The sequence below is a fragment of the Parabacteroides gordonii MS-1 = DSM 23371 genome (assembly GCF_000969825.1).
GTDB classification, from domain to species: domain Bacteria; phylum Bacteroidota; class Bacteroidia; order Bacteroidales; family Tannerellaceae; genus Parabacteroides; species Parabacteroides gordonii.
In genome coordinates this window covers 1,895,505-1,920,079 of sequence record NZ_KQ033919.1, presented here as the reverse complement: position 1 = coordinate 1,920,079, position 24,575 = coordinate 1,895,505, and the positions used below count along the sequence as shown (strand labels likewise).

At 43.1% G+C, this 24,575-nt stretch carries 18 protein-coding genes, 1 pseudogene and 1 riboswitch; of the genes and pseudogenes, 10 read left to right on the top strand and 9 right to left on the bottom strand.

Going from position 1 to position 24,575, the window contains the following annotated elements:
- Positions 1 to 162: 162 nt before the first annotated feature.
- From HMPREF1536_RS07635 to HMPREF1536_RS26565, 8 genes and pseudogenes are all read right to left on the bottom strand, one after another.
- A complete protein-coding gene (locus HMPREF1536_RS07635) occupies positions 163 to 2,220 on the bottom strand; it encodes a glycoside hydrolase family 20 zincin-like fold domain-containing protein (protein ID WP_028726449.1) in 2,058 nt (685 codons plus the stop codon).
- Between the two features lies 1 nt (position 2,221).
- Positions 2,222 to 3,853, bottom strand: coding sequence for a RagB/SusD family nutrient uptake outer membrane protein (locus HMPREF1536_RS07630; RefSeq protein WP_028726448.1), 1,632 nt, complete (start codon positions 3,851 to 3,853; stop codon positions 2,222 to 2,224).
- 25 nt (positions 3,854 to 3,878) lie between these two features.
- Complete coding sequence (locus HMPREF1536_RS07625) at positions 3,879 to 7,226, bottom strand: TonB-dependent receptor (protein WP_028726447.1); 3,348 nt, start codon at positions 7,224 to 7,226, stop codon at positions 3,879 to 3,881.
- Positions 7,227 to 7,473: 247 nt separating this feature from the next.
- Complete coding sequence (locus HMPREF1536_RS07620) at positions 7,474 to 8,463, bottom strand: FecR family protein (RefSeq protein WP_028726446.1); 990 nt, start codon at positions 8,461 to 8,463, stop codon at positions 7,474 to 7,476.
- 72 nt (positions 8,464 to 8,535) lie between these two features.
- Positions 8,536 to 9,129 carry an RNA polymerase sigma factor gene (locus tag HMPREF1536_RS07615; RefSeq protein WP_044191423.1) on the bottom strand — a complete coding sequence of 198 codons (594 nt, stop codon included), beginning with the start codon at positions 9,127 to 9,129 and terminating at the stop codon, positions 8,536 to 8,538.
- Between the two features lie 38 nt (positions 9,130 to 9,167).
- A pseudogene (gene dinB, locus HMPREF1536_RS07610) lies at positions 9,168 to 10,268 on the bottom strand (DNA polymerase IV); the annotation flags it as partial.
- 343 nt (positions 10,269 to 10,611) lie between these two features.
- Complete coding sequence (locus tag HMPREF1536_RS07605; RefSeq protein WP_028726443.1) at positions 10,612 to 11,022, bottom strand: ACT domain-containing protein; 411 nt, start codon at positions 11,020 to 11,022, stop codon at positions 10,612 to 10,614.
- Between the two features lie 48 nt (positions 11,023 to 11,070).
- Positions 11,071 to 11,955 carry a helix-turn-helix domain-containing protein gene (locus HMPREF1536_RS26565; protein WP_028726442.1) on the bottom strand — a complete coding sequence of 295 codons (885 nt, stop codon included), beginning with the start codon at positions 11,953 to 11,955 and terminating at the stop codon, positions 11,071 to 11,073.
- A 386-nt stretch (positions 11,956 to 12,341) separates the two neighbouring features.
- Between HMPREF1536_RS26565 and HMPREF1536_RS07595 the strand changes: the two genes are divergently transcribed.
- The 9 genes from HMPREF1536_RS07595 to HMPREF1536_RS27035 all read left to right on the top strand — a co-directional run bounded on the left by HMPREF1536_RS07595 (position 12,342) and on the right by HMPREF1536_RS27035 (position 22,251).
- On the top strand, positions 12,342 to 13,454 hold the full coding sequence (locus HMPREF1536_RS07595; protein WP_028726441.1) for an efflux RND transporter periplasmic adaptor subunit: 1,113 nt from the start codon (positions 12,342 to 12,344) through the stop codon (positions 13,452 to 13,454).
- Positions 13,451 to 16,579 carry an efflux RND transporter permease subunit gene (locus HMPREF1536_RS07590; RefSeq protein ID WP_028726440.1) on the top strand — a complete coding sequence of 1,043 codons (3,129 nt, stop codon included), beginning with the start codon at positions 13,451 to 13,453 and terminating at the stop codon, positions 16,577 to 16,579. Before HMPREF1536_RS07595 ends, HMPREF1536_RS07590 begins: the two co-directional genes overlap by 4 nt.
- Before the next feature lie 37 nt (positions 16,580 to 16,616).
- Positions 16,617 to 17,987 (top strand): efflux transporter outer membrane subunit, encoded by a 1,371-nt coding sequence (locus HMPREF1536_RS07585; RefSeq protein WP_028726439.1) that lies wholly within the window; start codon positions 16,617 to 16,619, stop codon positions 17,985 to 17,987.
- Positions 17,988 to 18,018: 31 nt separating this feature from the next.
- Positions 18,019 to 18,594 (top strand): DUF4251 domain-containing protein, encoded by a 576-nt coding sequence (locus HMPREF1536_RS07580; protein ID WP_028726438.1) that lies wholly within the window; start codon positions 18,019 to 18,021, stop codon positions 18,592 to 18,594.
- 170 nt (positions 18,595 to 18,764) lie between these two features.
- Positions 18,765 to 19,115 (top strand): hypothetical protein, encoded by a 351-nt coding sequence (locus HMPREF1536_RS07575; protein WP_233426400.1) that lies wholly within the window; start codon positions 18,765 to 18,767, stop codon positions 19,113 to 19,115.
- Between the two features lie 195 nt (positions 19,116 to 19,310).
- Positions 19,311 to 20,594 (top strand): hemolysin family protein, encoded by a 1,284-nt coding sequence (locus HMPREF1536_RS07570; RefSeq protein WP_028726436.1) that lies wholly within the window; start codon positions 19,311 to 19,313, stop codon positions 20,592 to 20,594.
- 8 nt (positions 20,595 to 20,602) lie between these two features.
- Positions 20,603 to 21,235: a DedA family protein gene (locus HMPREF1536_RS07565; protein ID WP_028726435.1), complete on the top strand. Its 633-nt coding sequence runs from the start codon at positions 20,603 to 20,605 to the stop codon at positions 21,233 to 21,235.
- A 48-nt stretch (positions 21,236 to 21,283) separates the two neighbouring features.
- Positions 21,284 to 22,093, top strand: coding sequence for an MBL fold metallo-hydrolase (locus HMPREF1536_RS07560; protein ID WP_028726434.1), 810 nt, complete (start codon positions 21,284 to 21,286; stop codon positions 22,091 to 22,093).
- 23 nt (positions 22,094 to 22,116) lie between these two features.
- Positions 22,117 to 22,251, top strand: a complete 135-nt coding sequence (locus HMPREF1536_RS27035; RefSeq protein WP_233426399.1) for a hypothetical protein — start codon at positions 22,117 to 22,119, stop codon at positions 22,249 to 22,251.
- 52 nt (positions 22,252 to 22,303) lie between these two features.
- Here HMPREF1536_RS27035 and HMPREF1536_RS07555 read toward each other — a convergent pair whose 3' ends face one another.
- On the bottom strand, positions 22,304 to 23,353 hold the full coding sequence (locus HMPREF1536_RS07555; RefSeq protein WP_028726433.1) for a winged helix DNA-binding domain-containing protein: 1,050 nt from the start codon (positions 23,351 to 23,353) through the stop codon (positions 22,304 to 22,306).
- Positions 23,354 to 23,640: 287 nt separating this feature from the next.
- A riboswitch (FMN riboswitch) is annotated at positions 23,641 to 23,772 on the top strand.
- Positions 23,773 to 23,896: 124 nt separating this feature from the next.
- Between HMPREF1536_RS07555 and ribB the strand changes: the two genes are divergently transcribed.
- Entirely contained in the window at positions 23,897 to 24,526 is a 630-nt protein-coding gene (gene ribB / locus HMPREF1536_RS07550; RefSeq protein ID WP_028726432.1) for a 3,4-dihydroxy-2-butanone-4-phosphate synthase, read from the top strand.
- Positions 24,527 to 24,575 lie beyond the last annotated feature (49 nt).

Sequence of the window (24,575 nt, the reverse complement as noted above, 5' to 3'; positions counted from 1 at the left end):
TTTATTTCGGATGTAAATATAAAGAAAATAGAAAGATGATATGGTGGAGAAAAAGTCTTTTGTGAAAATGTAGATTATAAGCTTGTATGAGCTATATGAGAAAGGGAATCGTTTTTACAAAAAAGGAGGACTTTACTTCCTCCTTTTCTCTAAATTGTATTTTTATAAATTAGAAATCCATTTTTTCAATTGTTTTACCATCGGAATTTCAAAGTAAAACATCCAGTCACTATTATTTGTCCTTGCCGAAAGATGTTTATTAGAATCAACCTCCTCTATATAGCCGTCTGCTACGGATAGGAAGCGTATTTCAGAATAAACATTTTCAAATTGACTTCTCATTACATTGAAATAATTGCATAAATTGCTTATTTCGGAAAGAGCCAGCTCTTTTTGTACAGAAGTACTTGCTAAATCATATTTATGAAGAGCAATTATAACTTTTGCAGAAAATGCGAACAAATGGGCTGTTTGTCTGTATACTTGAAGTGTATATCTGTTTCTTAAAGCAACTTTTTCCCCGAGATTGAGGATAGAATCAATCTTTTCATATCTTTTGATTGCTGTTGTTGCATCTTCCACCCTTTTGCCGTTATTTAAACTCCATTTTCCCGGATTATTAGGATCAGGCATATCTAATAAGGTAAAAGGCGTAACACCCCATGCCGGATTTCTTCTTCCACTTGTGACCAGCGCTTCGTCAAAAAAGTCTGCTAAAGCTTTCAGATCATTTATAAATTCCGTTAATGAATCAGCCGGACAAAAGCCGAACTCTCTTTGACCATGTGCCAGGCTGAAAGATTTCCTGTCTTTGCCAGTAGGGTTCCAACTATATTCTCCCAGAGCAATAAACTCACGCCATACGGCTTCTGCATGTGGCGAACCGTCATCCCAGGTTGTAGCCAGAATCCCTGTCAAATTATTTTTTGCAGTGATACCACAGAACCCTTTTATGAAATCAGTTCTTTCAATTTCTCTGGGAAGGTAAAGACTGTTTCCGGTAGCAGCGGCTGTTGCAGCCATTACTTTCAGGCCTTTATCTTTATACCAATTTAGAAGTTTCTGATGGATAGGAGTCACGGCTTGTTCATATTTCCAACGCATATAAATACAATCTTTAGGAAATAGATTAATGGCTTCATCAAGTTTCTGGGTATTCCATTGAATATCCAATTCTTTCCCTTGAAGAGTATCGTTTTGGAGAATATCCCATAAACCTGCGTGCTTCAGAGGCATATCATCCCAAAAGATAGGAGTGCGTCCATGCTCTGTCGCATAACTACATGTTTTTTGCAACCAATCCATTTGTAATTCAAAAGGAGTCTTTCCTGTGGCTTTACATCGTTCATCAATACCGATAGACTGAACTTCATCTCCTCCTATATGAAGATATTTTCCATAGGGCATTGCTTCGATGGCATCTTGATATAAATCAAATTGGAGTTCATACGTTCTGGGATCTGCAGGACAAAAGTCTCTGTCGCTTGCCGGATCTTCCCGTAGTTCCCAATGGTGTTTCAGAATATAAGAAGCATGGCCTAAACCTTGAACAAGAGGTGAAACATCAATATTTCTATCTCGTGCATAACGACAAAGGGCTATCATTTCTTCTTTGCTGATAGCATTAGGTGCTCCTATTTCTGGGCGGCGAATATAGCGGAGTTTATCTTCCAGTTCCCAAATTACAGCATTGATCTTATATCTGGCCAACCGATCCATCGCCTTGTAATAATACTCCATCCGATTTAGATGGTGTTTTGTATCGAAGTGAATGGCTCTGTAAGCTAAGATTGGATAATCAGTGATGATCATTTCTGGAATACTGCGTTTGAAATCCCGACTATCTTCCAATAACTGCTCTAATGTCTGACAACCATAAAAAATTCCAGCTTTATCTTTGGATGTTATAGTAATACCTTTTGAACTAATATCTAATACATACCCTTCAATGGAAGAAGGAACTCCCTCTTCCGTAATTATTAATTGGACACCTTTACCTGGTTTTTCAGTTTGCGGCAAAGCATCTAATATGGGGGGAAGCACCGGAATCTTGTTATTATGGGTGGATATTAAATAAGTTAACTCTCCATAATGTAAAGCCTTTCCTCCTTTTACTTCTATTTTTTGAGGTGTAGGTATTAGTTGGAATACATTGTCAAGCTCTTTTCCATTGATATTGGATAAGAGTAATAGCATGATTGTAATTAACTGTATCTTCATTTTAATAACCTGTATTTTGTTTAAGATTCGGATTCTTATCAATACTTGACTGTGGAATAGGCAAATATCGATTGTAAGGAGCGAATTTCCGGGTTTCGATCAGAGATAAAACTCCTGGCTCGATTACGGCTTTCTTATATGGATCTGTTTCATTGTAATTTATTGTTCCCGTAATACGGTATAAATTACTATTCAGCAAGTTCTCAGCCAGCATTTTCCCTGAGGAATCTTTCCATCGGAGGATGTCTGCTTTGCGAAGGCCTTCTCCTGCCAATTCTATTGTTCTTTCTCTTCTGATCAGTTCTCGAAGTGTTTCTTTAGTTCCGTACTTAGTCCGGTTTACAGTCGGCATGTTTACTCGGGCACGGATTTTGTCCAGTACTTTATATACATCATCAGATGGACCATTCAGTTCGTTTTCTGCTTCAGCAAAGGAAAGTAAAACTTCCGCATAGCGGAATACGATTGGGCAAGCACCTGTGTCCCATATATTGCTATATTGATCCATTGGTGCCAGATACTTAGACCATGAAAGAGCCGTTTTAGATGCATTATCTAATCCTTCAGGATAATTGTCATTGCTGATGCCATTAATTTCTTTGTCTAAAGTATTAAGAACTACAGCATCTTTTCCTTGCGCCTGCCACATTTGTCCAGGGAACAAAATTGTCATTTCCATTCTAGGATCTCTATCTTTGAAGGGATATTTAGGGTCGTATATATCTGATTCCTCTTTTGTCGATCCATCCTTCATTTCATACATATCTACTAAATTCTGGGTTGGAACGATAGACGACCATCCTCCATCTGCGTTGTTATACATTTGTCCGATAACTCCTAATCCTTGGAGGTTTTCGAGATATTGCACAGACAAGATTATTTCATTCGAACTTTTCCCTTTTAATGTGAATAGCTCTGCATAGTTAGGATGCAGATCATATTTTTTCATGTCTATAATTGCCTGAGCAGCATCTTTAGCACGTTGATAATCTCCCCAGTAGAGAGCAGATCTCATTTTGATCGCCAAGCCGGTAGCTTTAGCCACTCTCCCCGATTCAGATGGTGTTTCTTTCAGGTCTGGGATCAAAGCATCCAATTCATCATAAATATATTTTTTTACTTCTTCTTCCGTATTGCGGGGAACTTTTGCTTCTTCTGCAGTAATATAGGATGCTATAATGGGAACACCGCCATACCAGAAGTTCATTTCAAAATACTTATAGGCCCGTATTGCTCTTATCTGGGAAATCAAGTCTTTTTTTTCCGCATCGTCAGTAAATGATATATTTTCTATGTTTTCCAGGAAATCATTACAACGACGAATTGTTGTGAAATCGTAGAAACTGGCACCAGTATTGGAAGCACTGAGCTTTCCATTTCCGTGTACAGTCCATTTTTCCCAGGGAAAATTATTGTAACCAATATCGGAAGCGCAGTCCTGATAGAGAATTGTGTATCCGTCAAGCCATTTATTGTAACAACCGACAGCAAAACTTCTGGCATCAGTTTCACTTTTCCAGGTAGTAGCTGGAGATAATGCATCATAAGGTGCAGTATCGAGAAAATCAGAACAGGATGTAGTAGATACAACAATGGTAGAACTGATTAATATATATGATAATAAATGTTTCATGATGTATAATTTATAGTTATGTAATTTAGAATGTTAAATTAACACCGATAGAATGAGTTTGTACCAGTGGATAATGTGATCCGCGTCCCTCCGGAGCTTCTGGATCTACATTGATCATTAAATTATCGATTGTAAAAAGATTTTCACCGGAATAATATATTCTCAAGTTGGATAATCCTGATGGTTTTATCCATTCAGATGGAAATGTATAACCTAGCTGAATACTTTTCATTCTGAGGAAGTTTGCATTTTGTATCCAAAATGTAGAGACTGTATTCATAGAGCTACTGGGTGAATTTACTGCAACCCGGGGCATTTTTCCATCAGGGTTTTCTGTAGACCAGGCATCCAACCATGCTGTAGACGGATGAGTGGTATCTCCGGAAAATTCACCATACATTTGTGTGTTGAAGAAGCGGGAAACTCCGGCAGCTCCTGTAAATATGGCAGAAAGGTCAAACCCTCTCCATCCTGCATTAATATTTAAACCATAGGTGAATTTGGGGTCTTTACTACCGCAAATAACGCGATCTTCTGAGGTCATTTTTCCGTCTCCGTTTGTGTCTGAGTATATAATATCTCCAGCTTTGAAGTCTGATGTAAACGGATAACCCTCTTTCCCTTTGTATTTATCCATATATGCTTGTGCTTCTGCATCTGACTGGAAAAATCCAACAGCCTTGTATGCATAGTATGAATTAATCGGTGAACCTATTTGTTTAATATCATTTCCGTCGATCATACGTTGTACGCCTCCCAAATTCATGATTTCATTCCGGTTATACGTAAAATTACCGTTGACAGACAGGCTCCAGTCTTTCCATCTGTTATTGTATCCAAGTGCAATTTCAAGACCACGGTTAACCATTGCTCCTACATTATCTTTATATGCACCTAGTGCAAATTCAGAGGGAACAGGAACATCCATGATGATATCTGTCGTTTTGCGGTCGTAATAATCCATAGAGAAATTTATTTTATTCATTAAGGTCATGTCAAGACCAATGCCCCATGTACGTGCCTTTTCCCAGGATATACTTGCAAGTCTGTAGTTTTCCTGATAATATCCTGTTGATAAATTGTTATTGAACGGGTAATTTGCCCCAATAGAATAGGTATTCATCCATGGATAATAATCATTTAGTGCATCCTGATTTCCTAGAAATCCCCATGAACCCCTTATTTTCAGGTTGTTCATCCATTCATTCGCGTTTTCCATAAAATCTTCCTCGCTTAGGCGCCAGGCAGCTGATAGAGAAGGAAAATATCCCCAACGATTATCCGGGCTGAAGCGGGAAGAAGCATCAGCTCTGATGTTTGCTTCGAATAAGTATTTACTGTCGTAATCATAGTTGATACGTCCAAAATAGGATAACATGGCTAACTCCCGTGTAAAACCACCATTGGTTTGTGTAGAGGCTGTACCGGCATTCATATCTGTAAGGTCGTTGTTTGGAAAACCTTTACGGAACATTGTGTTCTCATAATAATTATATTTCTCCAAATGATAACCTAGTAATACTTTTAATCCATGTAGGTTGAGTCTTTTATCATAATTCAATAGCACATCCAGATTGGAGCGATTCCAGTTATAAACAGTTTCTGTTAATTCGTTCGGACCGTGATATTTAATCGGGCTATACTGTATATCTTTTACAAACGATTTGTAGTGCTGGTTATTTGTAATATATGCTCCCTGTACAGAGGTCTTAAGCCCCTCAATTATTTGATAATCTACAGCTACAGTTCCGGAGAAATTCTGGATATTGTTGTCTACTGTTTGATCCATATCCAACCATGCTATAGGGTTTCCATCTGAAACGGTTCCATAACTGCCATCTTCGTTTTTGTATGGGATCCAAGGAGCTACAATGTTCACTTCACGAATCAGTAAATCCGAATTACCAGGGATAAGACAACTATTTGGATCAGAATATGTGTTGTTAAAATAAGCCATATTCATTCGGACATTTAATTTTTCTGAAAGTTTTATATCCAGATTTGTCCGTGCATTGAATTGGTTTCTGGAGGAGTTTCTCAGAATCCCTGATTGATTTAAATATCCTACAGATGCCAGATATCTTATATTATCGGTACCTCCACTAACGTTTACATTGTGCTGATGTTGCACCCCAGTCCTGAATGCCAGATCTTGCCAGTCCGTGTTAGGATATTTGTAAGGATCTGAGCCGTCTCTGAATTTCTGTATTTCTTTTTCATCGAAACGGGGGTTTTTTCCTTCTGCCGTTAATGCCTGGTTGTATAATGTTGCATAATCAGCCGAAGAAAGAAGATCGATCATTGCGGTAGGGTTCTGGATCCCAACATATCCATTATAAGATATTTGAGGTTTACCGGTTTTTCCTCGTTTAGTAGTGATCAATATAACACCGTTCGATGCTTTGGAACCGTAAATTGCAGCAGAAGAAGCATCTTTTAAAACAGTGATGCTTTCAATGTCATTCGGATCTATGGAGTTCATAGAGCCACTTTCTATTCCGTCAATAAGAACATAAGGGTCTGAAGAATTTAATGTCCCTACACCACGTATGCGGATTGAACCGTTATCTTGTCCCGGACGTCCTTCCGATGTCGTAACAGTTACACCGGGCATTAATCCTTGAATGCCGGATGAGATGTTTGTGATTGGGCGATTGCTCAGTTCTTTACTATCTAATTGGGCTACAGCTCCGGATAGATTCGCTTTCTGTTGAACACCATATCCAACAACGATAACTTCATCTAATGCTAATTGATCTTCAGACAGTTTAATTGTAAAATTCGTTTTGTTGCTGACAGAGATAGTCTGAGACTCATAACCTAAGTAAGAAACCACTAACAGATCGTTTGGGGAGACTTCCAGAAAGAATTTACCATCGATATTTGTAGTTGTACCGATGTTTGTTCCCTTAATGATGATGTTAGCACCAATAATCGTCTCTCCGTTGGAATCGGTAACAACTCCGGTTATTTTTTTCTTTTGTGTCGTTACGGGAGTCGATCCGTCCGATTCCTTCTCGAAAAGATAGATCTTGTTGTTTTTGATTTCATAATTTAAATTAGTATCTGCTATAAGTTTTTCCAATACCAGATTAACATCTGCATTTTCAACTTTAATACTAACTTTTCTGTCCAGATTTACAATCTGTTTGCTATATGCTATACTAAGTCCTGTTTGCTTGGAAATGGAAGATAGTACTTTTTCTACCTTTGCATTATTAAAGGAAATAGACACTTTTTGAGCAGAAGCCTTTACTGTGAAAGTTAACAAAGAAATAACCAGAAAAAAGAATGTCAGTTTCATTGCATTCGGAATTTTCTCAATTAATATTAAAAGGTACCTAGATATGAGGCACAAATAGTTTTTTTTCATACTTTTGAAATGAATTAATGTATTAGAAATTGAACTAAATTTCAGTACTGCGAATAACCGGGAATGTGGGGACATTTCCGGTTGTTTTTTGAGCTTGTTAGGTTGTGTTGTTCATACAGTCTTTATTTTAAAAGGTTAAACAAAATAGTCTTATCTCGATTTCCTCTGATAAGAATGAGTCTTACCAGTGCTTTGTATAATAGACACATGATAAGAGAAAAAGTATGAGTCAGAAATGTAAAATGTCTTATTTTTTTCTCTTTATTTTAATAATTCCTTCTTCCTCTGTAAATTGTATCGGCGTTATTTTCTCAAGATCTTTAAGTATTATCTGAAGTTCCTGATTGGTCGAAGTCAATGTATAGTTGTAATATAGAGCAGAAGAATCCACAACAGTGAACTCTACATTATACCAGCGTGACAGAGTTTCTATGACTTCTGATAGAGGAGTATTATTGAATATGATCTGATTCTGTTTCCAGGCAGAGTTCTGTTCTATGTTTTCGGGTCTGGATATTTTACATAAGCCTGTTTTACGATTATATGTTGCTTTATCCCCCGGTTTTAGATGACCAAGTGGACGAGTATTGTTAGCTAGTGCTACTTTCCCAGTTTCCAGTGAAACAAAAATATTCGGATCTGTAATATATGCTTTTACATCAAATGTTGTACCTAATACTTTTACACTGACATCTTTCAGATCTACAATAAATGGGCGATCTTTGTTTGGAGACACTTCAAAAAACGCTTCTCCCTCCAATTCGACTTTGCGTTCGGAGAAACCGAATTTCCGCGGGTATTTGATGCGTGTCTCGGCATTGAGCATGGCTCTGGAGCCGTCCTGGAAGATCAGTTGCATACGTTCGCCTTTGGGTACATATATTTCTTCATAACCGGAGTCGGCAAAAAGATCGATACGTTTATCTATATACCAGAACTGGCCGAGAAGGAAGATAAAAGGGATTAGAATGGCGGCTGCACGGAAAAGCATTCGTTTTCTTTTTTGCAGATGGATTCTTTTCATGATGTACTGATACATTTCATCAGAAGGAATAGTCCGTTCTGCATATAGTTCTTCATTACCTGGCTGAATTGTATCAATATCTTCATCCATTAACGAAGACAGATAGTTTGCACCTTCAGGAGTGGAGAACCAACGAATTACCTGACGGGCTTCTTCCGGGGTAGCCGTATTACTGAGAGTTCTGTCGATGATATGTTTATCCGGTGCTTTCATTTTTATTTTTGTTTTCTTAATTGACACATAACTGAGCTGATAGTATGAGTGTTTGTTACTCTTTTTCTCTTTTCAGAGGAAAAGGGAGGAAAGTAACAGGATTAACAATTTATCGAAATGCTCACGAAGCAGCTTGATAGCCTGCGAGTAATGGGTTTTGACAGTTGGTATGGATATCTGCATTTTCTCTGCAATTTCCAGATTTGATAAGTTGTCTCTTAACTTGTACAGACAGACTGCCTTTTTTTGCTCCGGAAGATCGTTGATGGCTCGGTATAATTGCTCGGTCATTTCTTTTTCTTCCAGTTTCGATAATATTTCATTTTCATATTCGATCGCTTCCTGTGCCAGTTCATAATTCTTTTCCAGAGCCGTGTAATTATTTCGGATCTCATTTAGCAGATGATTTTTCAACATAGTATACAGATAATTTCTCAGGTTGATACTTATACTGAAGAGTGTGCGCGACTCCCATAGTTTCAGAAATATCTGCTGAACAGCGTCTTTAGCACTGTCATTGTCTTTTAAGTACTTATATGCCACCACAAAGAGAAGTTTGTGATAGCGTTCATAAATTGCAGTAAAAGCCCTCTCATTTCCTTTTTGCAAAAGAATAAGTAATTCGTCATCGGTTTGCCCGGATATGGAGAGGAACCGCTTGTGCATATAATAGTATCTCTTTTAGATTTTGTGCAAATATAGCTTTAATATGAAACTTTCCAATCCCCGAACTCCAAACTTAACTGTTCCCAGCGCTCTTTTCTTTCCTCTTCATCCCTTTCTTCCTGGGGATTTGAAACTGAAAGGCCGATCAGGCGGATGGGGTGGGTGGCGTAATCGACTTCCTTTAGCAATTGTTTGGCGAGGGGAAGAATATCGTTCAGGGTGGTCAGTTCACGGGGCTGTGTGATACTTTTGGTTTTGAGGGTGAAATCGTGGAATTTGATCTTTAATGTCAGGGTATTTCCTTTGAAACCCGTTCGCTGGAGACGACCGATCAGTTCGGTGGCCGCATGATAAAGCTCGATGATAACGGACGACTGGCGGGAGATATCTTTCTCCAGCGTATGCTCACAACCGACGGATTTGCGGATACGGACAGCTTCGACCGGGCGCAGGTCTATCCCTCGGGCACACTCATAATACAAGATACCTGCTTTCCCGAACTGGCGGGTCAGCATATCCAGAGAACATTCTCTCAACTGAACGCCGTTGTGGATGCCTAGCGTATGCATCTTTTTGGCGGTGACAGGGCCGACTCCCCAGAAAGACTCGATCGGTAAACGGCCGATGAAATCGAGTGCCTGGTCGGGATGGATAGTACATAGGCCGTCCGGCTTGCGGTAGTCAGAGGCTATTTTGGCAAGGAATTTATTGTAGGAGATACCGGCTGAGGCAACCAGGTTTAACTCCTGGCGGATACGTTGTTTGATCTCTTTGGCGATATCGACGGCCAGCGGGATCTGTTTCTTATTGACGGTGACATCCAGAAAGGCTTCATCCAGGGAGAGAGGTTCTATGATATCCGTATAATCATGGAATATTTCGTGTATCCGGTTAGAAACCTCTTTGTAGACACTCATCCTTCCGGGAACGAAGATCAGATGCGGACATAACCTCTTGGCTTTCTGCGACGACATCGCAGAACGTACACCGAACTTGCGTGCTTCGTAACTGGCAGCGGCAACCACACCGCGTTCTTCCGAATAACCGACAGCCAAAGGCTTTCCGCGCAGCTCCGGATTATCCCGTTGCTCGACCGATGCATAGAATGCATCCATATCTATATGTATGATTTTACGTTCCGTCTGAACCTCCTTTTCCTAAACAAAGATAAGAAAAAAGGGGGATTCATAATGCTCAGTTCTTGACAAGTTTTGAATGTAGTGTCGTTGTCTTGAAGGCTGTAAGCCTGACCTCAAAATTGGCTCAGGGTTTTAATCCTGGATATTGATAATCAACTAATCTGCTTTTAAGCCCTGTAAGGGCGACACAAGAGGTGCGCATTTTCTTGTAACGTCCTTACAGGACTTAAAATATACTTAACTTACTTATACCCAAGCTTAAAACCTTGGGCTAGCTTTGCACGCCCTTACAGGGCTACTTCGTCGCTATCAGGTTCAAAACTTTCTAATTTCGAGCCCCAATTTAACAGGATTCAGCTTGTAATTCCATTATAGCCTCCATCGCCTGCCCGGCTTTCTCCTTCTGAACAAATATATGGTCGTGATAATAAGCCGCAACAACATTAGCACTGATATCTTTTGATGCTAGTTTTGTGGCTATGGCAGCGGTTAATCCCACGGCATTAAGACTTGAATGAACTGTGAGTGATATTAATTTATAGACAGTATCAAAACGAATACCGTTCGATAACGCATCATCTGTTGTTATAATTAATGTCAGTCCCTCTTTTTCCCGGAAAGTACCAATCGGGGTTAAATTCGTTATTGCCTCCATAGAGAGGGGATTATCAAACGTACAGAATACAAATTCCCTACTATCTAATTCCGGTTTCATAGAAGACAATAATATCTTCAAATCCTCAATTCCTGCCATAAGTTTATTCATTAGTTTATAGTATACTCACAACAAATATAATACAACTCACGACAAATACAAACGATTTCTCTTGTACTCAGTAGGTGTCGTCCCGGTATGCCGCTTGAAGAACTTAGTCAATGTCGCCTGGTCCGGGAAATTAAGTCTGTCTGCGATTTGCTGAATGGAATTATCCGCAGCCTCAAGTTGTTGAGTAATCTCTCCAAGCAGCAAGGTGCTAATCCATTCATAAACGGTACGGCCGGAGATACTCTTTACCACCCGATTCAGATACTGAGGGGTAATACAGAGCTTTGAAGCATAGTAATTAACCGTACGCTCCTCGCCGATATGGCAGGAAAGCAATTTCATAAACTGTTTAAACAGGACATCTTTACGTTCCGTCTCCATTCTCTTGCTATTATTCTCTTTTTCCTTATGCAAATGGACATTCGATATATCCAGAAAAAGCATCCAAAGAGAATACTTCAACATCTCGGATTGAAAATAATGAGTACGATCCTGAAAAGCCGACTCTATATATTCCATCCGCTGAGTTAAAATATCCAACGTAGAAGTATTCAGGACAGATACCGGCTGTTTTTTCCTGTTCAACACATAAGTAATAGGAAACGGAGGCCTATTCTTCAATAAATTCGTAAGAAAAGATTCCGTAAAGAACAATTGATAGGCCGTAATATCATCAGAAACAGCAGTCATTTCCCAGGGACGCTTACCGATAATATCCGCGAAACAGTTTTTAGTAAGCAAAAGCTGCCTGTCACTGATTCTGACCTTCAGTTCCCCTTTCATGACTATTATCATAGAATGCACATCATTCAACACAAACCGGTTGGAATCACTCTCACCGGCAGTCATCTTCCACAAAGCAAATCCTTCTTCTATTGCATAACAATGCTCGTTCTGTTTTACAAATTCATAAAAGTCCATCTCTTTTCTCTTTTAGCATAACGGAACAATACAGGTTACCGATATAGGTGAATAAAATCAATCATCTTTTTACAAATCTAATTTGTTTGCCTGCCATAAGAAAACAAAATAGACCAACTCCCCCTTTTTGTCTCTAAAGCAACCATGTAAATCGACAAGGCAAATCTGCCCGGCTCCGTCACAGTTGTCAGGCTATTATTCCATTGCCCGTTTATGAGCTGTGTTTCCATATTGACAAAGGACGGTTCGGATTATACAAACCGTTTTGTTTTTTTATCTATCCTGTTTCCAATCTGACAAATACTGTTCCCTGTAAAACAAATGAGTCTCCACTTCACCACACGAACTTTGCAGCGAACAAAGAAACATTTCAACAAGTATTGGTTATGAGAAAGAAAAAAGTATTAGGTTATTTGATGCTGGCAAGCATCTTACTCTTTGGAAACTCATGTAAGGAACGTTCCGCTATGCCGGCGAACAACAATTACAAGACAATGCGTGTTTCCACGACAGACAAAACCTTGCATTCCAACTATTCCGCAAGTATTCAGGGACGACAGGATGTGAGTCTCTACCCGCAGGTATCAGGACTGATTACCCAGGTATGCATCACCGAAGGGGCTAATGTTAAAAAGGGACAGACCTTGTTTGTAATAGACCAGGTACCGTATAAAGCAGCCCTGGAAACCGCAAAGGCAAATGTGGAAAGTGCCGAAGCTGCTGTTGCCACCGCCCAGATGACGGCAGACAGCAAACAGGAATTATACCGGGAAGAGGTCGTGTCAGACTTCGACCTGCAAACGGCACGCAACACACTACGCTCCCAGAAAGCCGCATTAGCACAGGCACGTGCCGAATTAATCTCGGCCCAGAACAACTTGTCTTATACAGAAGTCAAGAGTCCGGTGGACGGTACGGCCGGAATGATACCCTACCGGGTCGGAGCCCTGGTCAGTGCCTCTATCTCCACCCCGCTGGTTTCGGTTTCCGACAATGACGAGATGTATGTCTACTTCTCCATGACGGAAAAACAAATCCTGGCCCTCTCCCGCCAGAACGGCAGGCTGGCAAACACATTGGAAGAGATGCCGGAAGTGGAACTTATACTGAGTGACGGTGTCAAATATACCGAAAAAGGAAAAGTAGATGCCATCAGCGGAATCATCGACACCAAGACAGGAGCCGTGACCGTCAGAGCCGTATTCCCTAATCCTCAACATATTCTGTGCAGCGGAGGTGCCGGCAATATCCTTTTCCCCTATGAAAAGAAGGATTGTATCGTCATCCCCCAGGCAGCCACTTTTGAGTTGCAGGATAAGGTATTTGTTTATAAAGTAACGGATGGAAAAACAAAATCGACCCAGATTTCCGTCTTCGCGATTAATGACGGGAAAGAATACGTTGTAGAGTCCGGCCTGAATACCGGCGACGTGATTATTGCCGAAGGCGCCGGACTGTTGCGTGACGGCATAACCGTAGAGGAAGGAGGACAACAATGAAACCGAAATTATTTATAGACCGCCCCATTCTGGCCGGATGTATCTCCGTACTGATTCTTATGCTGGGAATCATCGGACTTACAAATCTGCCGATGGAACAATATCCGGATATCGCCCCGCCCACCGTCCAGGTATCGGCCACCTATACCGGAGCCAGTGCAGAAACGGTTCAGAAGAGTGTCATCGTCCCCCTGGAAGAGAGTATCAACGGGGTGGAGAATATGATGTATATGACCTCCTCGGCCACCAATACCGGCAGTGCCACCATCAACGTTTATTTCAAACAAGGGACTGATCCGGATATGGCAACCGTCAACGTGCAGAACAGGGTGACAAAGGTACAAGGCTCGTTACCCTCGGAAGTAACCAAGATCGGTGTGACGGCACAGAAGCGGCAAAGCAGCCAGCTGAAAATCATGAGCCTTTACAGCCCGGACGGTTCATACGACCAGAATTTCTTAAGTAATTATCTGAAGATTAATATCGTGCCGCGCGTTCAGCGTGTATCGGGCGTAGGAGAAGTAATGGTGATGGGGAACGATTATGCCATGCGTATCTGGTTAAAGCCGGATGTAATGGCACAATACGGACTTGTCCCGTCGGATATTATCACCGTGCTGGGAGAACAAAATGTCGAGTCTCCTACCGGGACACTCGGAGAGGACTCCGAAAACACCTTCCAATATACATTAAAGTATCGCGGACGGTACGAAACAAGTGAGGAATACGGCGACCTGGTAATCCGTGCACTCTCGAACGGGAATGTCCTGCGTCTGAAAGAGGTGGCCGACATCGAACTCGGAGCCGTTTCATACAATTTCAGCAGCGAAGTGTCCGGACATCCGGGAGCAACCTTTATGACGATGCAGACAGCCGGTTCGAACGCAAATGAAATCATTACCGAAATAGATAAGCTGGCCGAAGAAATCAAAGCCGATTTACCCGAAGGAATGGTTCTGTCGGATATGATGAGTACAAAGGATTTCCTCGATGCCTCTATCGCCAATGTGATGCAGACGCTTCTCGAGGCTATCTTGTTGGTTATCATCGTCGTGTACGTCTTTTTACAGAGTATACGTTCTACTTTCATCCCTATGATTGCCATTATCGTATCTCTGGTCGGGACTTTTGCTTTCCTTTATGTGGCAGGCTTCAGTATCAACCTGTTGACGCTGTTCGCACTGGTGCTCGTCATTGGTACGGTGGTGGACGATGCGATAGTCGTGGTGGAAGCCGTACAGGCCAAGTTTGATGAAGGATATAAATCGCCTTACCTTGCCACGGTGGATGCTATGGGAGGAATTACGGCAGCCATCATCACGACAACCCTTGTCTTTATGGCCGTATTTATCCCTGTCAGTTTTATGGGAGGCACGACCGGAACGTTCTATACGCAGTTCGGATTGACAATGGCGGTGGCTGTTGCCATATCGGCTATCAACGCCCTGACTTTAAGCCCGGCTCTCTGCGCCTTAATTATGACTCCGCATATGGAAGCGCAGGAAGGGGAGAAACTGAGCTTTTCTTCCCGCTTCCACATTGCTTTCGACACGGCATTCGGCAGAGTGCTAGGCAAATATAAAAGAGCCGTACAATATTTCTTCCGCCGGAAATGGAAGGTCGGTGTCGCATTGGTAATAGCAGTCGTCACCCTTTTCGTCCTGCTAAAAACGACTAAAACGGGTTTGATTCCTGATGAGGATACCGGAACCGTATTCGTTTCCGTCACAGCCTCTCCGGGAAGTACGCTGGCCGAGACAAAAGTCATTTTGGACGAAGTGGAAAACCGCCTGGAAGCGATTCCTCAGATACAGCTTTTCGCCAAAGTCGGAGGTTATAACCTGATGGGAGGCGGACAGAGTAGTGCCGGCGGTACCTTCATTGTCCGGTTAAAGCCGTGGAGTGAACGCAAAGGGAAAGAGAACAGCAAAGATGCCGTTATCGGACAGATATTCGGCAGAACCGCCGATATAAAGAACGCACAAGTATATGCTTTCGCCCCGCCGATGATTATGGGATACGGAGCCAGCAACGGACTGGAAATCTATGTGCAAGACCGTAAAGGGGAAGACATAGTAACCCTGTTCGAACATACCCGGGCATTTATCCAGGGATTAAACGAACGCCCGGAAATACAAAGTGCACTGACTACCTTCGACACCCGTTTCCCCCAATACCTGGTAGAAGTGGATGCCGCCCGTTGTAAACGTGCCGATATTTCGCCCTCGGACGTACTCGATGTTCTTTCGTGCTATGTTGGTGGAAACTATGCGTCCAACATCAACCGTTTCTCCAAAATCTATCGTGTAATGATACAGGCCAGACCGGAAGACCGGCTGGACACAGAGGCTTTAAATAATATGTTCGTACGCACATCGAACGGCGATATGGCTCCTGTCGGGCAATTCGTTACCCTGACAAAAACGTATGGCCCGGAAATCCTGAGCCGTTTCAACCTGTTCAATGCCATCTCCGTAAATGCATCCGCAGCTACGGGATACAGTTCCGGGGATGCAATCAACGCGGTAGCGGAGGTTGCCAAAGAAACGCTGCCTTCTGGTTATGGGTATGAATTAGGAGGTATCTCACGTGAAGAAGCCTCTTCCGGAACTTCTATCGTAATCATCTTCGTTATCTGTATCCTGTTCATATACATTATTCTATGTTCCCTCTACGAGAGCCTGTTCATTCCGTTGGCCGTAATGCTTTCCATACCGTTCGGACTGGCCGGCAGCTTTGTCTTCGCCAATATATTCGGTATAGAGAACAACGTTTATATGCAGACCGGACTGATTATGCTAATCGGACTGCTGGCCAAGACCGCTATCCTGCTGACGGAGTATGCTTCGGAACGTCGCCGGGCCGGAATGTCGATTGCTGCTGCCGCACTATCTGCCGCAACAGTCCGCCTGCGCCCTATCCTGATGACAGCCCTGACGATGATTATCGGTTTATTGCCTTTGGTTGTCGCTACCGGAGCCGGAGCAAACGGAAACATTTCACTGGGAGTGGGAACGGTAGGCGGTATGCTTATCGGAACGATAGCCCTGCTATTCGTCGTCCCCGTACTGTTTATCGTATTCCAGCACATCGAAGAACGCGTAATGCCCAAGCGGAAGCTATAAGGCAAAGACTATTTTAGCAGCTTAAAAACAGGAAAAGATGAAAAAAGAACTGATTATAACAATAATACTGGCAATCCCGGCACTAAACGGTTGCGGCATATACACCCACTACCAAAGGCCGGAAGGATTACCAACCGACAGCCTCTACCGGGACATCCCGACAGGGGAAGACACCGCTTCACTCGCCTCCCTCTCCTGGCGGGAGTTGTTCACCGACCCCCAACTGGTAAAATGGATTGAACTGGGACTGGAACAGAACACCGATTTGCAGACCGCCCAACTGAAAGTCGAAGAGGCCGAGGCCACGCTGTTATCCGCCAAACTGGCTTTTCTTCCTTCCGTATCTCTCAGCCCGGAAGGTTCATTAAGCAGCTTTGATGGAAGCAAGGCAACTAAAACATACAACCTCGGTGCTTCCGCCAGTTGGGAACTGGATATTTTCGGAAGCCAGCGGAATGCAAAAGAAAGCGCCCGTGCCCTGCTGGAACAAAGCAAAGCCTATCAGCAAGCTGTCCAGACACAATTAATAGCGACTATTGCCGACACCTATTATTCACTGCTGAAGCTGGATAAACAACTTATCATTACCCGGCAGACAGTTGAAAACTGGCAGAAAAACGTCCGGATGACATCCGCGCTGAAACGTGCCGGGCAAGCAGACGAAGCAGCCGTGACCCAGGCCGAAGCAAACAGGCTGGAAGCCGAAGCCTCTATCCTGACATTGGAAAGGCAGATACACGAACTCGAGAACTCATTCTCTACCTTATTAGGAATGGTTCCCGGAGATATAGAACGGGGAGAAATATCCAACCAGGATTTCCCGGCCGACATGTCTGTCGGCATCCCGTTGCAGTTAGTCAGCAAACGCCCGGACATACGGCAGGCTGAATATAACCTGGCAAGCGCTTTCTATGCAACCAACGAGGCTCGTTCCGCCTTTTATCCGAAGATTACGCTAAGCGGTTCGGCAGGCTGGACAAACAGTTCGGGGGCAGCAATCGTCAACCCGGGTCAGTGGCTACTGAATGCCGTCGGCTCCCTGACACAGCCCCTTTTCAACCAGGGAAAGAATATCGCCCAGTTGAAAATAGCCAAGGCGCAACAGGAAGAAGCCGTCCTTGCCTTCCGCCAGAAGTTGCTGGATGCCGGCTCTGAAGTGAACAACGCCCTGGTTCAGTGGCAGACTGCCAGGAAATGCCAGGAGATAGACAAACAACGAATCAAATCATTGGAGTCGACCGTACGGAGCACCCAACTATTGATGCGCCACGGCAATACCAACTACCTGGAAGTACTGACTGCTCAACAAACCCTGTTGCAGGCCGAACTAACGGAAGTATCGGATAAATATGACGAGATACAAGGAGTCATCAATCTGTATCACGCATTGGGCGGCGGTGCCGATTGAGTTTATTTCATTAACCCCAAACAGATAGATTATGAACAGATTATTGGTTTTATTGATGGTGCTGTTGGTGAATATGGTAGCCAACGCACAGACAGAAAAGCGTATTTATACGCAAGCCGAGCAAGAGAGCGCACAAGAGCGTGAACTTCAGAAGCGTCTGGAAGCCATTCAGGATTCCGTTAATTATGTAAACGCTGTAAATGCGCTGGAGAAACTGGATTTCGTACTGGAAGCAGACCGCCTGGTCTTTAAACGGGGTGAAACGGCTTATGTAACCTCCAACACCAACTTTATCTCTTTATCAGACGATAAAGCAGTTATACAAATCGCCCCTTTCAATGGTGGCGGCCCGAACGGTGTAGGAGGAATTACCCTGGAGGGACAGGCTTCCAATATCAAACTCAAAACAGACAAAAAAGGGAATTCCATTCTCTCTATGAGCGTTATGGGAACAGGCTTGTCCGCCACAGTGGATATCTCTTTACCCAAAGGAAGCAACAGGGCTTCTGTAACTGTCAATCCTAACTTTCATTCCAATAAGGTAACCCTGAACGGTTACCTGGTACCCTCTACTTGTTCAGATGTTTTCAAAGGAAGAAGCATTTAACCGAGCGACCTAATTTTCTTCCTGTTTGAAAAGAAGCTCCGGCATTATCTTGCACAGCAAGCTCTATGCCGGAGCTAAATTCGTTAAAGTAACACAAAAACGCGTTGAATACTATGTACCGAACAGACGAATATGTATTTTCGTACCCAAATTCAGCTGTACATTATTGCATGGCATTTACGCAACATACGATTTATACTGTCAAAGCACGGGCAATCTGTATCATCATGTTATTCCTGGTGTTACTCGATGTATTCGGATACGTTGTGCCCAATTATGATACACATACAGCAGACCAGACGGAAATTTCCAACCAGGCGGAAGATACCGATGAGCCGGGTAATACGGACGAACTGTTTTACCGCAACGGGAACCGCCCCGTTCATCCCCTGATTCCGGTTTGTTCCGTACCGCTTCCCGACCAGTTCACACAGCTGGTTCATATTGATTACTATATCCCCGTTAACAACAGACCTGCCCCACGGCAGATACATTCCCTGTTCTGTACATTCCTTATTTAGTACACAGCCATATTCTTTCACCGGACGAAAGCATAATATCATATATTATAAGACTGCTGTATCATATATTGTGATACTCCGTTCGCATATATTATAATATTCTTGTATCATATATTATGATACTACCACCGCATGCAAACCATCCGGCCCCGCCCATAAGACTTTTAAATAATAAACTAAAACAGTATCATTTTCATGAACGAAATAATAATAATCATTTCACTTATCCTATTGAACGGCATATTTGCCATGTCTGAAATCGCATTAATCTCCGCCCGCAAATCGAGCTTGAACACTGACGCAAAGAAAGGCAGTAAAGCGGCTAAACTGGCCTTGAAGCTGGCAAATGAGCCGGATCGTTTCCTCTCGACCATTCAAATCGGCATCACACTGATCGGTATCCTGACCGGTATCTATTCCGGTGCAGCTTTGACGGACGACTTCTCGGTTATCCTGAAGAATTGGGGAGTGTCCCCTCTCTACGCATCCCTCATTGCCCAGGGGTTGATTGTTGTAGCCGTCACTTACCTGACCTTAATATTCGGCGAACTTGTTCCTAAAAGAATCGGTTTGAGTATTGCAGAAAAAGCCTCCAAAGTTGTTGCCCGCCCGATGTATATCTTATCGCTGGCAGCCGCCCCGTTTGTATGGCTGCTGTCGAAAAGTACTTCCTGCATGTTCAATCTGCTGGGCATAAAGGACTCGGATAATAAGGTGACGGAAGAAGAAATCAAATCGATCGTACAGGAAGGAAAGGAAGGCGGAGAAATACAGGAAGTAGAGCAGGACATCGTCGAACGTGTTTTCATCCTGGGCGACCTGAAGGTCAGTTCCATTATGACACAGCGGAATGAAATCATCTGGCTGGACCTGGATATGGATAAGAAGCAAGTGAAAAAGACCATCGAACAGGACTTATATGAAATGTATCCGGTGACCGGCAAGAAAAAGGGAGACGTGGAAGGAGTCATCTTTCTGAAAGACCTGGTTCTCCATCTGGATACACCTGATTTCAATCTGGAATGCATCGTCCGCCCGGCTTTCTATTTCCATGAGAACATGAGTGTATATAAAGTGCTTGAAGAAATGAAAGAACAGGGAATAAGCCGCGCTCTTATATGCGATGAATTCGGTATGTGCCAGGGGATTATAACACTCAGGGATATTCTGGAAGCCTTGTTAGGCACCATCAACGATACGCAGAAGGAACCGGAGATTATCCAACGGAGCAACAACGACGGCTGGTTGGTCGACGGACAGTGTTCTTTTTATGATTTCCTGTCTTATTTCGATAAAGAAGATTTATATGAAAGATGTAACTATCATACGGTAGGAGGATTATTACTGGAACAGCTGGGACATATCCCTCAATCCGGAGAACAAGTCGAATGGAACAACTTCCGCTTCGAAATTGTTGATATGGATGGAGCCAGAATAGATAAAATACTGGTTCAGGTACCCAACGATAATAATGCATAAAATACCCTATGGACTTTTCTGATTTAATCCAATGGTGCCTGGAGCACCTCAGCTATTGGGTGATTTTAATCCTCATGATACTTGAAAACTCGCTGGTTCCGCTACCATCCGAGTTGATCGTCACACCTGCCGCCTACAAGGCGGCAAACGGTGAGATGAATATTTTCCTCGTGATACTTTTCACAACCTTGGGAGCGCTCATTGGGGCGTTGATCAATTACCATCTCGCCCTCTTCGTCGGCAGGCCCATCGTCTATAAATTTGCCGACAGCCGCTTCGGCCATCTGCTCGGCATAAACCGGCAAAAGATAGAGTATGTGGAGTCATTCTTTCTAAAGCATGGAAAAATATCTACTTTCTTCGGAAGATTAATACCGGCCGTACGGCAGTTCATTTCCATCCCTGCCGGACTGGCACGAATGCGGCTTCCCGCCTTCATCCTGTTCACAACGCTCGGTTCGGCCATCTGGAACAGTATCCTGGTGCTGCTCGGATATTACCTGGCACAGATACTTCCGGAAGACCGGTTGCTGGAAGAACTGGAGAGATACAGCAGAGAAATAAGCTATGTTTTTGTGGCATTGGTAACACTCGCCCTCATTACCTGGTATCTGAAAAGGAAACTAAAAGCATGTCGATAATACTTGCATAACCCTATATCTTTGTATGCTTAACAGAAAGATATATTTATGCAAAATACAGAACTTATCATACTGGGAACGGGTAATGCGACAGTTACCCGTTGCTATAATACTTGCTTTGCGTTGAAACAGAACAACGATTTCCTGCTGGTGGATGCCGGTGGAGGAAACGGCATTCTTGCCCAATTGGAAAAAGCCAATATCCCTTATTCCGCGATACATGAAATATTTGTAACCCACGCCCATACCGACCATATCCTGGGAATAATCTGGATGATACGCATTATTGCCCAACAAATGAATAAAGGGAAATATCAAGGGAGATTAAAAATATACGGGCATGATAAGGTTATAAAAGTTCTGAATACTATTTGCGAACTGATATTGCCCCCAAAAATAACGGCACATATCAGCCGGGATATCCAATTATGCGAAGTACACCATGGTGAAACCTTTACAGCAATCGGCATGGACTTCCAATGTTTCGACATCGGCTCGACTAAAGAAAAACAATACGGATTCCGCACTGCACTTCCCAACGGCAAGAGTTTGGTCTGCCTCGGAGACGAACCGTACAATGAAGCCAACCGTCCATTTGTTGCAGATGCCGATTGGATGCTATGCGAAGCCTTTTGTCTATACGAAGACAGAGAAACCTTCAAGCCGTACGAAAAACATCACAGTACGGCACTGGATGCCGGAAAGATCGCTCAACAACTGAATATCAAGAACCTGCTGTTATACCATACGGAGGACAAAACCCTCGCTACACGTAAAGAAAAATATACAGCCGAAGCACAGGAGAACTTCTCCGGGAATATTTTCGTCCCGGAGGATATGGAGGTCATCACATTATAACAGCACCCGACAGAGAAGAGGCGATGATGAAGCGGCTAATGATAGAACGTGCCCGAAAACGAATCATACTGGCAGACAGCTACAAACTGAATATGGCAGAAGCCTATACTGTTGCCTCTCCGGAAGATATAGATTATCTAGGTTACCGAAGACTGTAAAATCGATTACATCAAACAACACTAGCCCAAAGGGATTATATTGTTTTATAAATTATAAAACAAAACGTTTGTATCTATCCGCCGCCTTTTCTATTTGCTCATCATCCGGCTTTTGATATTCACCGAAGAAAGAGGTTTCAATGGAGATATCTCCTTTCTTTACTGTTTTCTTCCAGTTACCGATAATCCTTCCGTTGTGTAATATGACCGGATAAAATATACCGAAATTATTAAATGCCTTAGGATGATGCTCCTTATCCATTGCCGCCGTACGATCCTTATAGCTGATCAGATATTCGTCGTAAGGCGGTAGGAAATGCAACACATCACTACTTTTTATCCTCTTGCCCCACTGTTGATGCACAAATAAGTTTTGAGAGGCAAACTTCTCTTTTATCAGTTCCGCATCGATCAAGCCTATGGCCTGCCGGGCATCAATGACAGGTAAGCCAGACCACCATACAAAATCCTCCAGGCTTGCAGGAGAATGGCTACAGAAATACTTCCTCGCCAATAAAGCCAGCGCCTCTTCCCGGGGCAAATCTTTTGCCATCGGAGCCCGCTCTTCAAGCAGTGCATAAGTAAACTTACCGCCTTTATCGTTGCCACTGCATATAATTCCTTCCTGTTCTGCCCGTGTGAAAAGATAGCCTAACTTAGGGGAATCGGGGAGAATGCCGGCCTTTACGATCTCGTCTTCCAGTTCTTGCTTTGTCAGGTGATTATTTCCCTCCAATATCTTTACAAACAAATCATTGGCTTTTGTATAAATACTTTCCGCGATATCAACTCCATTCCCTTTCGCAAACGAATTGCAGGCAGCTATGATCCGCTGCGAGGAAAGTTTCAACATCCAGCGGATATCTTCGGCAGTAACAAAATGCCATGTAGGCCGCATCACATGGGTACGGAGAATGTCACCTCGCCGGATAGCCTCATCAACGGCCTTGATCTTTGGCGATTTAAGCCTGATACCCAGTGCCCATTTCACCCTCGGATAATCCTGCGCCTGCATAGCTCCCATCCACGATACAAGATCTTTCGGATCATTGAATTCAGGCTTCACCAACTGTTGGCTTCGTAAACGGATATCAGTAATCATATGGATCATTGGTATTTACTAAAATTATATTTCTCACGTAAAGCCTGTTGTTCTTCGATGCTTAACGAAAGAAAATAGGCTTTCCAACCCGGACAAAAATTAATGTGCCAACGCCAAAAACGCCCCATTAAAGACTGCGGTTTTCTATCGTGCTTCGCCCGTAACGGGCATTCATTACAATGGTGCTTCATAAATTTGATTTTGTGGATATGCACAAATGTAGTAAAAAACCTTATTTAGTCGGTTCATTTCTGTTTGTTTTCCTAATTCTTTCTATTTTTGCACTCAGTATTCTTCGGGGCAGGGTGAGATTCCCTACCGGCGGTGACAGTCCGCGACTCTTCTGGACGTATGAACAGGAGACTGATTCGGTGAAATTCCGGAACCGACAGTTAAAGTCTGGATGAGAGAAGAAGACAGTATTTATCGATATGACATTTCTACCAACATAATATATATGTAGGGGAAAATGTTGCATCTGCCTCCCTTTGCCCTGTCGCATACCTTAATTTATAAACAACTACTTAATAACAGGGTTTGAAAATGAAAACTATCAAAGATTTCGGCGTTGACTACAAGGCACGCGTAGAAAAAGCAATCAGCTATTTGCAGGCAGGAAAAGGTATTTTACTGGTCGACGATGAGAACAGGGAAAATGAAGGGGATATCATCTATTCCGCAGAAAAAATGACCGTAAAAGATATGGCCCTGATGATCCGTGAATGTAGCGGAATAGTATGCCTCTGCCTCACTCCTGAAAAATGTAATTCGCTCGGGCTACATCAGATGGTAGAAGACAACACAAGCAAAAACCAGACAGCCTTTACGATCTCCATCGAAGCGAAAGAAGGTGTTACCACCGGTGTCTCTGCTGCCGACCGTATACAAACAATCAAAACAGCCATCGCCCCCAATGCCCAACCGGAAGACCTGTCTCACCCGGGACATGTTTTCCCTTTACGAGCCAGAGAGAATGGAGTTTTAGAAAGAAGGGGGCATACCGAAGGAAGCGTCGATCTGGTAAAACTTGCCGGCCTGGGAGACACGGCTGTTCTTTGCGAACTGACCAACGAAAACGGAACAATGGCACGCCTCCCCGAAATCATCCGCTTCGCTGCTCACCATGATATGACCGTCGTCTCCGTAGACGATATATGCAAATACAGACAGTAATATCAGCTAACAGGTGATATTACCGGTTAGCGTCTACGGGCACTAGCCG